Below are 15,977 nucleotides of genomic sequence, written 5' to 3'. Positions count from 1 at the left end.
GCGGGTCAGCGCGGCGGGTGTCGCTGAGCAGTCCGGCGCCCACCGTGATGGTGCGAGCCCACCTCACCCCCCACCCAACAACGCCCGCCCCAAAATCCCGTCCACATCGGCGGCATCCGGCAGCGTCCCGAACGCGTGCCCCCAGTCGCCGCGCAGCCGGGTCGCGCAGAAGGCGTCGGCGATCGCTGCGGGGGAGTGGCGGACCAGCAGGGAGGCCTGGAGGGTCAGGGCCATCTGCTCGACCAGGCGGCGGGCGCCGGCCTCGGAACCGGCCGCAAGCAGGCCCTTGAGGCGGGTGACGGCCGCGTCCAGACGGGCGTCCGCCCCTTGCGCCAGGGCGAGTTCGGCGAAGAGCGCCTCCGCCGTGCCCGGCTCCCTGCTCAACGCCCGCAGCACGTCGAGGGCGTTGACGTTCCCCGAGCCCTCCCAGATCGACAGCAGCGGCGCCTCGCGGTAGTGGCGGGGCATGCCCGATTCCTCGACGTAGCCGTTGCCGCCCAGGCACTCCAGGGCCTCCGCGGTGAAGGCCGGGCCCCGCTTGGTGACCCAGTACTTGCCGACGGCGGTGGCGATCCGGCGGAACGCCGTCTCCGCCCCGTCCGCGTCGTCCCCGCGCACCGCCCGGTCGGCCGCGCCGGCCAGCCGTAGCGTGAGCGTCGTGGCGGCCTCGGACTCCAACGCCAGGTCGGCCAGGACGTTGCGCATCAGCGGCTGGTCGATCAGCCGGGCGCCGAACGCGCTGCGGTGGCGCACATGGTGCCCCGCCTCGACGAGCGTCTTGCGCATCAGCGTCGCCGACGACATCACGCAGTCCAGCCGGGTGCAGTTGACCATCTCGATGATCGTCTTGACGCCCCGCCCCTCCGGCCCCACCAGCCAGGCGACGGTCCCGTCGAACTCGGGCTCGGAGGACGCGTTGGAACGGTTGCCCAGCTTGTCCTTCAGGCGCTGGATGCGGAACGTGTTGCGGCTGCCGTCGGGCAGGACACGCGGCACGAGGAAGCAGGACAGACCGCCGGGTGCCTGCGCCAGCACCAGGAAGACGTCGCACATCGGGGCCGACGTGAACCACTTGTGCCCGCGCAGCGTGTACACGCCGGGCTCGGCGGTCGGCGTCGCCGCGGTGGTGTTCGTACGGACGTCGGAGCCGCCCTGCTTCTCGGTCATCCCCATGCCCGCCAGCAGACCCGGCTTCTCGGTCGGCACGCGCAGCTCCGGGTCGTACTCCCGGCTGGTCAGCAGGGGTTCGTAGACCTTCGCGAGCTCGGGCTGCCGGCGCAGCACGGGTACGGCGGCGTACGTCATCGACGTCGGGCAGCCGTGCCCGGCCTCGGTGTGCCCCCACACCAGTCCGCCCGCGGTCCGGGCGACATGCGCTCCGGGTCGCTCGTCCGCCCAGGGCGCCCCCGCCAGCCCTTCGGCGACCGCGACCCGCATCAGGTGGTGCCAGCTCGGGTGGAACTCGACCTCGTCGACGCGACGGCCGTACCGGTCGTGCGTACGCAGCTCGGGCTCGTGCCGGTTGGCCAGCTCGCCCCACTCCTGCGCCTCGACGCTCCCCGCCCGCAGGCCGAGCCGCCGGATGTCCTCCTCGGCCCACCCGGCCCCCTCGCGGCGCAGCCCTTCGAGCAGAGCCGAGTCCTCGGACGCGTCGTACGGGGCCAGGGGAGGGGGCTGGTTGGTGACGTCGTGGGTGGCGTACTGCCCGGACAGCCCCTGCGTTGCTCCGGGCTGCTCCAGCGCGGCTGCGGACTGCTCCTGGGCGGGTATCGAGACCATGCCGCCAGTGTTGCACTGCTGCTGCGGCTGTAGCAATCCTGCAATACGTTCATCCTCACCCGCCCCGTACAGTCGTGGCCATGCCGAACAACGCGTCCCCGCAGGCCGACGAGGTGGAGCTGCGCCCGCTCTCCGCCCGGTCGGTCGTCCTGAGCCTGCTGCTCGGCCTGCACCCGCCCGAGCTGCCGGTCAAGGACCTGGTGCGCAGCGTGGAGCCGTTCGGGATCGCGGGATCCACCCTGCGTGCCGCGCTCAGCCGGATGGTGGCGGCCGGCGACCTGCGGCGCGCGGACACGGTCTACGGGCTCAGCGACCGGCTGCTGGAACGCCAGCGGTGGCAGGACGACGCCGTCCACCCCGAGACCCTGCCCTGGGACGGCGCGTGGGAGATGGTCGTGGTCACGGCCACGGGCCGCGGCGCGGCCGAACGCGCGGAACTGCGCACCGAGCTGACCCGGCTCCGGCTCGCCGAACTCAGGGAGGGCGTCTGGCTGCGCCCGGCCAATCTGCTCCGCTCCCTGCCGGACGACCTCGGCCAGGTCGCCGAGCGCTGCACGGCCCGCCCCGACCGCCCCGCGCGCGAGCTGGCCGCGAGCCTGTGGCCGCTGGACACATGGGCCGGCACGGGGCGCGCCCTGCTCACCCACGTCACCCACGCCCGGCGACCGTCCGACCGCTTCACCGCTTTCGCGGCCGTCGTACGGCACCTGCTCGCCGACCCTGTGCTGCCGCCCGAACTCCTCCCGCCCGACTGGCCGGGCACCCGGTTGCGGGCCGCGTACGCGGACTACCGGCGGGAGTTGGCCGAGGACGCACGCGTGCGTGACGACCGGGAGACGGCTGCGGGGCACACGCGCGCGTGACGCGCGCGAGGCGGCCGTACGAAGCGCCGTGTTGCGTCGCTCCGCACGGCCGCCCTCCCCGTGGGGGGACTACCTGTGTGCGGGACCTGCCTATGTGCGGTACCTACATGTGGGCCAGGCCTACCTGTAGGTGATGTCCGACGCGGAGTACAGGCAGTTGGTGCTGTCCGGCCCCGTACCCACCGCGGTGTTGTTGTTGTACTTCTGGCACGGGATGACCTTGCGGCCGGCGTCGTTGAGGATCGTGATGCCGCGCAGTGTCGCCACGTCGTTGCGGTTGACGTTGATGCCGACGAGGCGAGCCGTGGACCCGGTGCCGGTCACCTCGATGTTGCTGAGGTTGACCTTGCGCGTGTACTGCGTGGAGCAGTCGCCGCACGAGCGGTACAGCGTCTTGAACTCGCTGACCGCGAAGTTGGAGATGTTCAGCGTCCCGGGTCCGTTGTGCTGGAAGACCTTGTCCGCGGCCTTCCTGGCGCCCCCGCCCGTCACCGTGTAGGTGGAGCCGCCCCGGAAGGTGGCCGCGTCCTCGCCGACGTCCTCCCACCACACGTTCTGCAGCGTGCAGTTGCCCTCGCAGTGGATGCCGTCGGCGCCGGGTGCGCCGATGATGACGTTCTTCAGTGTCGCGCCGGCCGCGAGCTTGAAGATCGGGTCCTGGCCCTCCTCCTGGCCGTCACCGGCCAGGTCGCCGCTGCCGTAGTAGCGGACCATGCCGCCGTCCCGGACACCGGACACGTTGATCGTGGAGCTCACCGGCTGGCTGCTGCTGGGCGTGGGCCAGGTGGCGGCGCTCGCCGGCGGTGCGCCGACTGTCGTGATCATGACAGATGAGAGGCCGAGTGCGGTCAGGGCGCCGGTCAGTGCGCGCCGGCGGGCGCGGGGCTTTGCTGGTGAAGTCATGTCCCGGATGCCTTCCTCCAGTTGGGGGTGGTCAGATCTTTCCGGCGCCCGCGCCGGACGTCACCGAGGCGACGACGGTGGACGCGGACTCCGCGGTGTAGCTGTAGGGCGGCGAGGTGAAGGTGCCGACCTGGGAGATCTCGGTCGCGGCCCCGCCGAGATCGTTGCCGCGCAGATTGGCGTGGCCGTCCACGTCACTGCTGCGGTTCGTGGTGACGGCGATCTTCGTGTCGCGGAAGACGTTGTTCTCCACGAGCATCTGGGCGCCCATGCGCGAATGGCAGGCGGTGTCCGCGCCGGCCACGTAGTTGTTGTAGAAGTGCCCGGTGCCGAAGCGCAGGCTGGGGATGCGCGAGTAGACGTTGCTGAACTGGTTGTGGTGGTACGTCACCTTCAGGTGCCCGGTGTCCTCGCTCGCGTTGTTGTCGCTGTGCCCCACGAGCGAGCCCTTGAAGTGGTCCTTGAAGGTGTTCCAGGACACCGTGACGTTGTCCGAGCCGTGATTGATGTCCAGAAGACCGTCGTAGTAGTCCTTGTCGTGGTCCCGGTCGGCCGAGAAGGAGTTGTGGTCGATCCACACCTTCGTCGACGCCTGGACGGTGATGCCGTCGGAGGGCGCCACCGGCTTGCTGATGTTCAGGTTGCGGACGACGACGTTGGTGACGTTCTTCAGTCGCAGCCCGCCCCCGGTGAACCCCGACGCCGAACCGACGCCCAGCACCGTCGTGTTGGAGCCGACGTCGACCTGACCGCTCAGCGATATCAGGCCGTTGACCCGGACGACCTTGGCGGAGTTGCCGGTCACGGCCGACTTGAACGCGGCCGGCGTCGAGACGGTGACCGCCGAGGTGCTGCCGCCGCCGGTCGTCCCGGCGCCGAAGCCGATCGGCGAGGTCTCGGCCGCTCCGGCGGGATTCGGCAGGACCATGACGGCCGCGGTGGCGAGTGCGGCTGCGGCGGCCGTCACCAGTGCGGTTCTTTGCGGCCGTGCACGTGGGGGGAGAGTGCGCATGTCGGGTGCGTCCCTTCGGAAGGACCTATCGATCGTGTACGTGAACGATGTGCGTCATGCTGAACCTCACGAGCGGACAGGGTGCCCATGTGGGGGGTATGGCTATGCGGCTCGGTCACCCTGCTGAACGGAACGTAGAGGGCAAGCGCTTTCTGGTCAACGCTTTGCGCAGAAGAATCCCGTCAGCCCTGGTGGGGGTAAGGGCTCTCTTCGTGCTTGTCGTGGGAGCGCTTCCATGATGAACGTGTCCATGCCACGATGCCCATCCGGACGCTTTCCCCGCGAGAGGGAGAGTCAATGACCGTTCCACGTATGCATACGTTGATCAGCGGCCTGACGCTCACTCCGCACTCCCGACTCCCGTGGCGGCCAGGCCCGCTGCCCCGGACGAACAGCTCCTGCTGACCCGTATCGACAGCGCCAGAAGGGACAAGGACGTGCCCACCCCCACCGGCACCACCCCGAGAAGGCCGCGTCACGCGTTACTCGTCGCTCTCCTCGGAGCGCTCCTGCCACTGCTCGCGGCCCTGCTGGTCACCGCCCCCGCAGCCTCCGCCCGCACCGAGGCCGCCGACGTCGTCCCGACCGCGACACTCACCGAGGTCACCGACTTCGGCACGAACCCCAGCAACCTGCGCATGTACGTGTACGTCCCGGCCGCCGTCACCGCCAACCCGGCCGTCCTGGTGGCCGTGCACTGGTGCACCGGCTCCGGCCCGGACATGTACAACGGCACCGAATACGACACGCTCGCCGACCAGTACGGCTTCATCGTGCTCTACCCGTCCGTCACCCGCAGCAGCAAGTGCTTCGACGTCTCCTCGCCGCAGGCGCTCAAACGCGACGGCGGCAGCGACCCGGTCGGCATCAAGTCCATGACCGACTGGGTCACGCGCACGTACGACGCCGACACCAGCAGGGTCTTCGCCACCGGCATCTCCTCCGGCGCGATGATGACCAACGTCCTGCTCGGCGACTACCCCGACGTGTTCGCCGCGGGCGCCGCCTTCTCCGGCGTCCCCTTCGGCTGCTTCGCCACCACCGACGGCTCCGAGTGGAACAGCGCGTGCGCGAACGGCACCGTGACCCATACCCCGCAGGAGTGGGGCAACCTGGTCCGCAACGCCTACCCGGGCTACACCGGCCCCCGCCCCCGCCCCCGCATGCAGCTGTGGCACGGCACCGAGGACGACGTCCTGCGCTACCCCAACTTCGGGGAGATGATCAAGCAGTGGACGAACGTCCAGGGCGTCAGCCAGACCCCGGCCGCCACGGACACGCCCCAGTCCGGCTGGACCCGCACCCGCTACGGCGGCACCGGTGACCGGGCACCCGTCGAGGCGATCAGCCTCCAGGGAGTCGGCCACAACCTGTACGGCTCCGGCATGGCGACCCGGGTGCTCACCTTCTTCGGCCTCGACAGCGGCGGTCCCGCACCCCAGCCCCCGCCCGGCGCCTGCAAGGTGACCGCCACCACCAACGCCTGGAACACCGGTCTGACCGCCTCCGTCACGATCACCAACACGAGCACGACGGCGATCAACGGCTGGCGGCTCGGCTTCACCCTGCCCGCCGGTCAGACGATCACCAACGGCTGGGGAGCCACGTACACCCCGGCCTCCGGCGCGGTGACGGCGACCAACGCCGCCTACAACGCGGCGCTCGCCCCAGGGGCGAGCGTCAGCATCGGCTACCAGGCGAACCACACCGGCAACAGCGCGGCGCCGGGCGCCTTCACGCTCGGCGGAACGGCCTGCACCGTCGGCTGACCTTCCCGCATCTCGCGGCGCGACCGGGCTCCCGTACGCGGATGACATGCCGTTTTGCGGGAACCCGGGCCCCACCTAAGGCGACGTCGAACGAGGTGGAGCGAGGGCGAGCGATGGTTCTGGGACTGCTCACACGGCCGACAGCCGCCGCGGCCGGGCTGGTCGCGGCCGGGCCCCGGCTGCTCGCCCGATCGGCCGCCCCCGCGGTGGGAGCCGCCGCGGGAGTGGTGGCCGGGACGGCCCGGGCCGGGGTACGCAGCGCCGACACCGCGGCACGCGTCGTACGCGTCGCCCGCAACACACTGTCCCTGCGGCCGCAGCCCTGGAGGTCCGGCACCCGGGCCCACCTCGCGCTGCGGCCCGAGGCGCCGGACCGGGTACGGCGGGAGGGCGGAACCGAGCGGGCCGCGCGCAAGGTCGCCGCGGCGCTGGCCGAGCACCCCGACGTGGCCCTCGCGTACTGGGACGGAGGACTGCGCCGCCTGGTCGTGACCGCCGTCGAGGAGTCCGCCGGCGACCGCGTGCTGGAGAAGGCGAGCGAGATCGCGGCCCGGCACGGGCTGGCCCGGACGGACGAGGACGTCGAGGAGATCCCCCACCCGGCCAACCGGGCCGGAGTGCGGGACGCCGCCGTGACGCTCGCCGCCGACGGGGTCGGCATCGCGACCGCGTTCATCGGCTACGGTCTGCGGCTGCCGACCTCACCCCGGTCGGTGACCGCGCTGGTGACGCTGCTGCGGGAGAACCCCCGATTTCGTGGGTGGCTGCGGGCGCGGGTCGGCCGCTCCCGCATGGACATGCTGCTGGCGCTGACGAACGCGGCCGTCCACGGCGCCGGACGGACCCCGACCGCCCTGGTGCTCGACGGCGCGCTGCGCTCGCTCCAGCTCGCGGAGACGGTGGCACGCGCGGCGGCGTTCGACATGGTCCACGACGACGTCTGTGTGCCCGAGCGGGGCAGTGTCGCCGGAGAGCAGTACCCGCGGCCGCCGCTGCGCACCTCACCGGCCCAGGAGTACGCCGCGCACGCCGAGACCGGCAGCCTGGTGGGCGCGCTGGCCACGCTGCTGGTCAAGCACGACGGCACCGAGGCGGCGGAGGCCGTGCTCGCCGGATCTCCCAAGGCCGCGCGCTACGGCCCCGCCGCCTTCCACGCCGTACTGAGTTCCGCGCTGTCCCGCAGCGGCGTCCTGGTGCGTGACACCGAGCGGCTGCGGCAGCTGGAGATGGCCGACACGGTCGTCCTGCATCCGAGTGCGCTGCGCACTCCGGGTGCCGACGCGGACCCGTGGGCGGAGACGGTGCTGGACGCGGCGCGGCGCGCGGGCCTGCGGGTCGTGATGGTGGACGACCCCGCCCTGGCCGACTTCACGAATCTCGCCGACCAGGTGGTGCGCGACGAACGGTCATTGAGCGATGTGGTGAACGCGTTGCGCGCCGAGGGCGACGGCGTCGTCGTCACGGTCGCCCGGCCGGGAGAGGACGACGAGGACGTCCTCGCCGGGCTGCTCGCCGGAGATGTGGCCGTCGCCGTCACCGACCGGGACGGGGCCGTGGTCTGGGGCGCGGACGTGCTGGCCCTGCACGGCCTGGCCGATGTGTGGCGGCTGCTGCGGGCGGTCCCGGCCGCGCGCGGGGTCGGCCGCAGGTCGCAGGTCCTGGCCCGGTCCGGGGCCGCCCTGTCCGGGCTCCTGGTGGCCATCGGCAAGTCACGGCGTGGCCGCCCCACGCCGTGGCCGGGGCTGCGGCACACGCCCGTCGACGCGAGCGCGACATGGGCGCTGCTGACCGGCGTGCGGGCGGCCCTCGGCGTGGCGATGACCCGCGCACCCCGCCCCCGGCCGCGTGTCGCCTGGCACGAACTGGAACCCACCGAGGTCCGCGAACGGCTGGAGCACGAGCAGGGCCCGGAGCCGACCATGTCCGAGCAGGCCACGGGCCGCGCACGCAAGGCGGCCCAGTCGATGGGCCGGCAGCGTGTGTTCGCGCCGCTGACCGGGCCGCTGCAGCTCGCCCGGGCCGTGCGCGGCGAACTCGACGACCCCCTCACTCCCGTGCTGGCCGTCGGCTCGGCCGCCGAGGCGATCCTCGGCTCCGTCGTGGACGCCCTGCTGGTCGTCGGCGCGCTCGACCTGAACGCGCTGGTCGGCGGCGTCCAGCGGATGCGGGCCGAGCGGGCGCTGTCCGGACTGCTGGCGAAGCAGAAGCAGAAGGCGCGCGTCACCACCGAGGAGCCCGAGGCCCAGCCGCACCTCGTGGACGCCACCAAGCTCAGTCCCGGCCATGTGATCGAGCTCCGCGCGGACGACGTGGTGCCCGCCGACGCCCGGCTGGTGTGGGAGGACGGCCTGGAGGTCGACGAGTCCGCGCTGACCGGGGAGTCCCTGGCGGCCGGCAAGGGTGTCGACCCGACGCCGGACGCCGCCGTGCCGGACCGCAGCTGCATGGTGTTCGAGGGCACGACCGTGGTCGCCGGACACGCCCGGGCCGTCGTCGTGGACACCGGGGAGCGAACGGAGGCCTCCCGGGCCGTGGCCCTCGCCGCCCGTACGCCACCGTCCGCCGGGGTCCAGGCCAGGCTCCGCGAACTCACGGACAAGGCCCTGCCGTGGACCCTCGCGGGCGGCGCCGGGGTGACCGCGCTGTCCCTGCTGCGCGGCACACCGATCCGCCGGGCGGTCAGCGGCGGGGTCGCGGTGGCCGTCGCCGCCGTCCCCGAAGGGCTCCCCCTGGTGGCGACCGTGGCACAGCTCGCCGCCGCCCGCCGGCTGAGCCACCGGGGAGTCCTCGTCCGGGCCCCGCGCACCCTCGAGGCGCTCGGCCGGATGGACACCATCTGCTTCGACAAGACCGGCACGCTCACCGAGAACCGGCTCCGCCTCGTCCGCGTGACGGACGCCGACGGCACGGTCCGCAAGCCGGTCGAGGACGACGCCACCCTGCGGACCGCGGCACGCGCCTGCCCCCAGCTGAACGGCGGCACGGACCGGCCCGTGCACGCCACCGACGAGGCCGTCCTGGACGCGGCCGGCCCCGACCCCGAGTGGTCCCAGACCGAGGGCCTGCCCTTCGAGGCCGGCCGTGGCTACGCGGCCGCGGTCGGCGAGGCGGCGGACGGCACCGCCGTACTCGTGGTGAAGGGCGCCCCCGAGACGGTGCTGCCCGCCTGCGCCGGACTGCCCTCGTCGGCATCGGACGCGGCGCACGGGCTGGCCGGCGACGGACTGCGGGTTCTGGCGGTGGCCCACCGACGGCTGGACGCGGCGGACGACGCGGCGGACGTCCTGGAACAGCCCCTGGAGGAGCTGGAGTTCACCGGCCTGCTCGCCCTCGCCGACGTACCCCGCGACACGTCGACGGCCCTCGTCGAGGGCCTGCGCAAGGCAGGCGTACGACCCGTCATGCTGACCGGCGACCATCCGCAGACCGCCCGAGCGATCGCCGCCGAACTGGGCTGGCCCGAGGACACCGGCGTGGTCACGGGCGACGAGCTGGCGTCCGCGGGCCGGGAGGAACGCGCCCGGATGCTGGACGACATGGGCGTGGTGGCCCGGGTGGCGCCCGAGCAGAAACTCCAGGTCGTCGAGGCGCTGCGGGACGCCGGGCGGGTGGTCGGCATGGTCGGTGACGGGGCCAACGACGCGGCGGCCATCCGAGCCGCCGACATCGGCGTCGGCATCAACGCCCGCGGCTCGGCGGCCGCACGCAACGCGGCCGACCTCGTCCTCACCGACGACGACATGACGGTCCTCATCGAGGCGGTCGCCGAGGGCCGGGCCCTGTGGCACAGCGTCGCCGACGCCATCGCCATCCTGATCGGCGGCAACGCCGGCGAGGTCGGCTTCGGCCTCCTCGGCACGCTCCTGTCGGGCGCGGCGCCCCTGTCCACCCGCCAGATGCTGCTGGTGAACCTGTTCACGGACCTGTTCCCGGCGATGGCGGTGGCGGTGACGCCGAAGGAGCAGGAGGGGCCGGAGGGGACAGAGGGCACAGAGGGGACGGACACCGGACCGGCGTCCGGGGCCGGCCCCGAAGGCACCGAGCCCCTGGGCACCTCACTCCTCGGCGCACCGCTGATCAGCAAGATCCGGCACCGCGCCCTGACCACCACCCTGGGCGCCACGTCCGCCTGGCTGTTCGGCCGCTTCACCCCCGGCACGGCCCGGCGCTCCACCACGATGGCCCTGTGCGCCGTGGTCGGCACCCAGCTCGCCCAGACCCTGGCCGACCGCCGGGGCAGCCCCCTGGTCCGCGTCACCGCCCTCGGCTCCGCGGCCGCGCTGTTCGTCCTGGTCGAGACCCCCGGCCTCAGCAACCTCTTCGGCTGCACCCCACTCGGCCCGGTCGCCTGGGCGGGCGTCGCCGCGTCGATAGCGCTGGCGCTGTCCGGCCAGCGGGCCCTGCCCTACCTGGAGCGGACCCTCCTACGGCACCTGCCGACCAGCAACCAGGCCGACGGGCGGGTGCCCGCCTAGGAGCGCGGGGCTGCATCACGGTGCGGCTCCGCCACGTGGGCGCGAGCAACCCCCCCATGAACCCGCAGCCGCACGACGAGACGATCCCTGCCGAGCAGGCGCTCACACAGACCGGTGGTACTGGTCCGGCACATGCACGTCCCCGCCCAGCTCCCGCGCAGCGTCCCGCGCCCACGACGGCCGGCGCAGCAACTCCCGGCCGAGCAGCACCGCGTCCGCCTCGCCGTTGGCGATGATCTTCTCGGCCTGTTCGGCGTCGGTGATCAGCCCCACCGCGGCGACCGGCAGCGCGGTCTCGGCCTTCACGCGGGCGGCGAACGGCACCTGGTAGCCGGGTCCGACCGGGATGCGGGCGCCCGCGGCGTTGCCGCCGGTGGAGACGTCCAGCAGGTCGATGCCGTGGGTCTTGAGGTCGGCGGCGAAGCGCACCGTGTCGTCGGCGGTCCAGCCGTCCTCCTCCAGCCAGTCGGTCGCCGAGATACGGAAGAACAGCGGCTTGTCGTCCGGCCACACCTCCCGTACGGCGTCCACGACCTGGAGGGCGAAGCGGGTGCGGTTCTCGTACGAGCCGCCGTATTCGTCGGCGCGGTGGTTGGAGTACGGCGAGAGGAACTCGTTGATCAGATAGCCGTGTGCGCCGTGGATCTCGGCGATCTCGAAGCCGGCGGCGAGGGCGCGGCGCGCGGCGTCCGCGAACTGTCCCACGATCTGCTGGATCTCGGCGACCGTCAGCTCACTCGGCACGGGGTGGCCGTCGGCGAAGGCGACCGCGCTCGGCGCCACCGGCTGCCATCCGTGCGCGTCCGGCCCCACCGGCGCACCGCCCCGCCAGGGCTGGTCGGTCGACGCCTTGCGGCCGGCGTGGGCCAGCTGGATCGCCGGCACGGTGCCCTGCGACACCAGGAAGCGCGTGATCCGGCGGAACGCCTCGACCTGTGTGTCGTTCCAGATGCCCAGGTCGTACGGGGAGATCCGGCCCTCGGGGCTGACGCCTGTGGCCTCGACGATGATCAGGCCCGTGCCGCCGGCCGCGCGGGCCGCGTAGTGCGCGAAGTGCCAGTCGTTGGGGACGCCCGCGTCAAGGCCCTCCGGTGCGGCCGAGTACTGGCACATCGGGGGCATCCACACCCGGTTCGGGATGGTCACATCGCGCAGGGTGTAGGTCTCGAAGAGCGCACTCACGGCAGACTCCATTCGTCACGGGGACCAGCGGTACGACTCGTACGATAGGCATCGTAGTACGGGAAGTGTCAAACTACGAGAGGTCTCGTACAATGGGGGAACCCGAGCACGGGGAATGCCCGAGTGAGGGAACCCGACGAAGTGGAGCCGCCGTGACCAGCCCCGCTGTCAGCAGCCGTGACCTCCCGCACCCGACGCGCGAGGAGATCCGTCTGGAAGGCGTGCTGCACGCGCTGTCCGACCCGATGCGGCTGCGGATCGTGCGAGAGCTCGCCGCCGTCGGCGACGAGCTCTCCTGTTCGCACTTCGACCTGCCCGTGACCAAGTCCACCACCACGCATCACTTCCGGGTGCTGCGTGAGAGCGGTGTGCTCCAGCAGGTCTACCGGGGCACGGCCAAGATGAACGGCCTGCGCAAGGACGACCTAGACGGTCTCTTCCCGGGGCTTCTCGACTGCCTTCTCGACGCCGCCGCCCGCCAGTCGGTCCGCCTCGGCGGCGCCTGAACCACCTTTCGCGGGCAGGTGGTTGAAGAGCAGGTTCAGCACGATCGCCGTCAGGCAGCCCGCGCTGATGCCGCTGTTCATCACCGTCTGGAACCAGTCCGGGAACTTCTCGTAGATCGTCGGCACGCCGACCGGCAGCATGCCCATGGCCACGGAAACGGCCACCACCGTCAGGTTGTCGTTGCCCTTGAAGTCCACCTGGGCCAGGGTCCTCAGGCCGCTCGCCGCCACCGTCCCGAACATCACCAGACCCGCACCGCCCAGCACCGGCGCCGGTATCGCCGCCACTACCGCGCCGAGCTTGGGCAGCAGGCCAAGCAGGACGAGGATGCCGCCCGCGGTCGCGACCACCCAGCGACTGCGGACCCGGGTCATGCCGACGAGGCCCACGTTCTGCGCGTACGCCGTGTACGGGAAGGTGTTGAAGACGCCGCCCAGCACCGTCGACAGGCCGTCGGCGCGCAGGCCGTCCGCGAGGGAACGCGGCTCGACCTTGCGGTCCGTCATCTCGCCGACCGCGATCAGGTCACCCGTGGTCTCGGTCATCGTCACCAGCGCCACCACCAGCATCGACACGATCGCCGAGAACTCGAAGGTGGGTGCCCCGAAGTGGAACGGCGTGCTGATCCCGACCCAGTCGGCGTCCCCGACCCCGCCGAAGTCCGTGAACCCGAACGGCACCGCCACCGCAAGCCCGACCGCGATGCCGATCAGCACGGCGACCCGGCTCAGGAACGCCGGGGCGAACCGCTGCACCCCGAGCACCACGGCGAGGACGAACGCGGCCAGCGCCAGGTTCTTCGGCGCCCCGAAGTCCGCCGAACCGGCGCCGCCCGCGGCCCAGTTGCCCGCGACCGGCAGCAGTGAGAGGCCGATGACCAGGATCACCGTGCCCGTGACGAGCGGCGGGAAGAACCGCAGCAGCCTCCCGAAGACCGGCGCCAGCAGCACGATCGCGAGCCCCGCGACGATCACCGAGCCGTAGATCGCGGGCAGTCCGCCGCCCGTCGTGCCGATCAGCACCATCGGCGACACGGCGGCGAACGTGCAGCCCTGCATGATCGGCAGCCGCACACCGAACCGCCAGAACCCGATGCACTGGATGAGGGTCGCGATGCCGCACACCAGCAGGTCGGCGGTGATCAGATACGCCAGGTCGGCGGGCGGGAGTTTCATCGCGCCGCCGACGATGAGGGGGACGGCCACGGCGCCGGCGTACATCGCGAGGACGTGCTGGAGGCCGAAGGCGGCCAACTGGCGCTTGGGTGGGATCTCGTCGACGGGGTGCACGGGCGCGGTTTCTGTCATGGGCGAGACCGTAGGCTCCTTGAACAGATTGTTGATTTCCGGGGTGTTGCCGGTTCGTTTCCCGGTGCGGGTCCCTAGAGGGCGTTTCCGTGGGCGGCGTTCATCAGCGACTGCCAATCGGGGAGCTTCACCACACCCCTGCCCAGCGAGGCCCCCAGCTCCGCCTCCGCCCGCTCGATGGCGCACCAACCCGTCCACTCGACCGGCTCGACCCCCTCGGCGCGCAGCGCCGCGAGCGGGTCCTCGGGCAGCTCTTCGCGTACGAGCACGGCGGCGTCCTCCAGTAGCGAGGTCACCGTCTCCTTGGCATCCGAGCGGTTGGTGCCGATGACGCCCGTCGGGCCCCGCTTGATCCAGCCGGCCACGTACTCGCCCGGCGCGACCAGGCCCTCGCGCAGCACGCGTCCGGCGAGGTGCGGCACCGTGGCGGTGGCCGGGTCGAACGGCAGCCCCTCCACCGGTACTCCGCGATAGCCCACCGAACGCAGCACCAGCTGGGCCTCGACGTCCTCGTACCGGCCCGTGCCCGTCACGCCCCCCTCGCCGTCGAGCGCCGTCCGCTCGAAGCGCACCGCGCCCACGCGCCCGGCGTCGGCGAGGAGTTCGACGGGGCGCAGGAAGAAGCGCAGCCGGATGTGGTGGCCGGCGTCCTGCGGCGGGGTCTCGGCCCAGCCGCGCAGCACCTCGATGTTGCGGCGCTGCGGGGCGGGCAGTCCGGACGGGTCGCCGTACGCCGGATCCAGGGCCAGCTCCGCGGGATCCACGATCACCTCGGTGTCCGGCAGGGTGCCCAGCTCCCGTAGCTCCTTGGTGGTGAAACGGGCCTGCGACGGGCCGCGCCGCCCGACCATGCTGACGTCGGTCACCCGGCTCGCGGCGAGAGCGGTGAGCGCGCCCTGCGGCATGTCGGTGGGGCTCAGCTCGGCCGTGCCCCGCGACAGCATCCGCGTGACGTCGACCGCGACGTTCCCGACGCCGATGACGACGGCCGAGCGCGCGCCGAGCACGAACCCGTCGTCGACGGCGTCCGGATGGGCGCTGTACCAGGACACGAACTCGGTCGCCGACCAGCTCCCCGGCAGGTCCTCGCCGGGAATCCCGAGGTGCCGGTCGGTGGCGGCGCCCACGCAGTACACGACGGCGTGGTACAGCTCCCGCAGCCGGGCCGCCGGCAGCCCGCCCGGACCGATCTGGACGCCGCCGAGGAACCGCACCCGCTCGTGCTCCAGGACGGCCCGCAGGTTGTTCTGCAGGGACTTGATCTTCTCGTGGTCCGGAGCCACCCCGTACCGCACGAGGCCGTACGGGCACGGCAACCGGTCCAGGACGTCGACGAGCACGTCCGGATCCTGCTGTACGAGGCCCTGAGCGGTGTAGCACCCGCTCGGGCCGGAACCGACGACGGCGACACGCAGCACGGCGGAACTCCTTGGCCGAGGGACCTTCGGGAGCTTCAGGGATCTTCGGGAGCTTCGGGGATCTTCGGGAGCTTCAGGGTCTTCAGGAGTCGCTCTCGAGTCCAGCATCGCACCGCCGCCGCTCCGCTGACAGGGTGCTGTGCGCCGTACGGGACGCGTGTTCGTTCGTATGGAGTGTGATCATGCGGTTACGTTGCGTGTGTGCTGGAAGCATCCTTTCTTAATCTTTCCGATCGTCTCGCGACGGACGGTGCCGTGTCCGTGTGGCCCGCGTGGGAAGTGCGGGACGGCACCGGGGCCACGGCGTGGTTCGGGGTCCGGCTGGAGTTCAGCGACGGCGCCCACGTCGACGCGGTCGCCGTGCTGTCCGAGGGGTGCGTCTCCATCGAGGACGTACGGGCCGAGCCGGCGCTGTCCCTCGACGACCTGGCGGCGCTCGCCGACTGGATCGAGGATCCGCTCTCGGAGGCGTGCGGGATCGGGGCGGTACCGCACGCCGCCGGATCCGAGGACACCGATCCGGACGGCACCGAACCGGACGGTGGCAACGCCGGGTCGGGCCTGGCAGGGTCGGGCTGGCCGCGAGGCGCCGAGGGACAGTGGCTGGCGGCGCAGAAGTACCGCGCGGCTCAGGAGCAGGGCGGTGATCCCGTCCTCGCGGTGATGAGCGCCACGGGGTACGGCCGCCGGAAGTCCCTCAGGCTGATCGGCCAGGCCCGCGACGCGGGATTCCTGACGAGGCGCCGGGCCCGCCACTGAGCG

11 protein-coding genes are annotated in these 15,977 nt (G+C 72.3%); 5 read left to right on the top strand and 6 right to left on the bottom strand.

What is annotated here, in order from left to right; genetic code table 11:
- Positions 1-63: 63 nt before the first annotated feature.
- Positions 64-1,779: an acyl-CoA dehydrogenase family protein gene (locus tag ABIE67_RS06965; protein ID WP_370255048.1), complete on the bottom strand. Its 1,716-nt coding sequence runs from the start codon at positions 1,777-1,779 to the stop codon at positions 64-66.
- Positions 1,780-1,859: 80 nt separating this feature from the next.
- Here ABIE67_RS06965 and ABIE67_RS06960 point away from each other — a divergent pair, with 80 nt between their 5' ends.
- Complete coding sequence (locus tag ABIE67_RS06960) at positions 1,860-2,642, top strand: PaaX family transcriptional regulator C-terminal domain-containing protein (protein ID WP_370255046.1); 783 nt, start codon at positions 1,860-1,862, stop codon at positions 2,640-2,642.
- 120 nt (positions 2,643-2,762) lie between these two features.
- Here ABIE67_RS06960 and ABIE67_RS06955 read toward each other — a convergent pair whose 3' ends face one another.
- Both ABIE67_RS06955 and ABIE67_RS06950 read right to left on the bottom strand, forming a co-directional pair.
- Entirely contained in the window at positions 2,763-3,545 is a 783-nt protein-coding gene (locus tag ABIE67_RS06955) for a pectate lyase (protein WP_370255044.1), read from the bottom strand.
- A 31-nt stretch (positions 3,546-3,576) separates the two neighbouring features.
- Complete coding sequence (locus ABIE67_RS06950) at positions 3,577-4,557, bottom strand: polysaccharide lyase family 1 protein (RefSeq protein WP_370255042.1); 981 nt, start codon at positions 4,555-4,557, stop codon at positions 3,577-3,579.
- Positions 4,558-4,994: 437 nt separating this feature from the next.
- On the opposite strand from ABIE67_RS06950, the gene ABIE67_RS06945 reads away from it, so the two are divergent.
- Together ABIE67_RS06945 and ABIE67_RS06940 are read left to right on the top strand one after the other, a co-directional pair.
- The gene (locus ABIE67_RS06945) at positions 4,995-6,326 is read left to right on the top strand and encodes a PHB depolymerase family esterase (RefSeq protein ID WP_370268290.1); all 1,332 of its coding nucleotides are present in this window, start codon (positions 4,995-4,997) and stop codon (positions 6,324-6,326) included.
- 113 nt (positions 6,327-6,439) lie between these two features.
- On the top strand, positions 6,440-10,801 hold the full coding sequence (locus tag ABIE67_RS06940) for an HAD-IC family P-type ATPase (protein WP_370255040.1): 4,362 nt from the start codon (positions 6,440-6,442) through the stop codon (positions 10,799-10,801).
- 102 nt (positions 10,802-10,903) lie between these two features.
- Here ABIE67_RS06940 and ABIE67_RS06935 read toward each other — a convergent pair whose 3' ends face one another.
- Complete coding sequence (locus tag ABIE67_RS06935) at positions 10,904-11,983, bottom strand: NADH:flavin oxidoreductase/NADH oxidase (RefSeq protein ID WP_370255036.1); 1,080 nt, start codon at positions 11,981-11,983, stop codon at positions 10,904-10,906.
- A 152-nt stretch (positions 11,984-12,135) separates the two neighbouring features.
- On the opposite strand from ABIE67_RS06935, the gene ABIE67_RS06930 reads away from it, so the two are divergent.
- Positions 12,136-12,489: an ArsR/SmtB family transcription factor gene (locus ABIE67_RS06930; protein ID WP_370255031.1), complete on the top strand. Its 354-nt coding sequence runs from the start codon at positions 12,136-12,138 to the stop codon at positions 12,487-12,489.
- Here ABIE67_RS06930 and ABIE67_RS06925 read toward each other — a convergent pair.
- Both ABIE67_RS06925 and ABIE67_RS06920 read right to left on the bottom strand, forming a co-directional pair.
- Positions 12,409-13,797 carry a nucleobase:cation symporter-2 family protein gene (locus ABIE67_RS06925; RefSeq protein ID WP_370255027.1) on the bottom strand — a complete coding sequence of 463 codons (1,389 nt, stop codon included), beginning with the start codon at positions 13,795-13,797 and terminating at the stop codon, positions 12,409-12,411. The genes ABIE67_RS06930 and ABIE67_RS06925 overlap by 81 nt on opposite strands.
- 74 nt (positions 13,798-13,871) lie before the next feature.
- Positions 13,872-15,215 (bottom strand): FAD-dependent oxidoreductase, encoded by a 1,344-nt coding sequence (locus ABIE67_RS06920; RefSeq protein WP_370255023.1) that lies wholly within the window; start codon positions 15,213-15,215, stop codon positions 13,872-13,874.
- Between the two features lie 255 nt (positions 15,216-15,470).
- Between ABIE67_RS06920 and ABIE67_RS06915 the strand changes: the two genes are divergently transcribed.
- Entirely contained in the window at positions 15,471-15,974 is a 504-nt protein-coding gene (locus ABIE67_RS06915) for a DUF6214 family protein (RefSeq protein ID WP_370255017.1), read from the top strand.
- Positions 15,975-15,977 lie beyond the last annotated feature (3 nt).

The organism is Streptomyces sp. V4I8 (genome assembly GCF_041261225.1).
In the GTDB taxonomy this organism is placed as follows: domain Bacteria; phylum Actinomycetota; class Actinomycetes; order Streptomycetales; family Streptomycetaceae; genus Streptomyces.
This window is presented reverse-complemented; position numbering and strand designations above follow the sequence as displayed.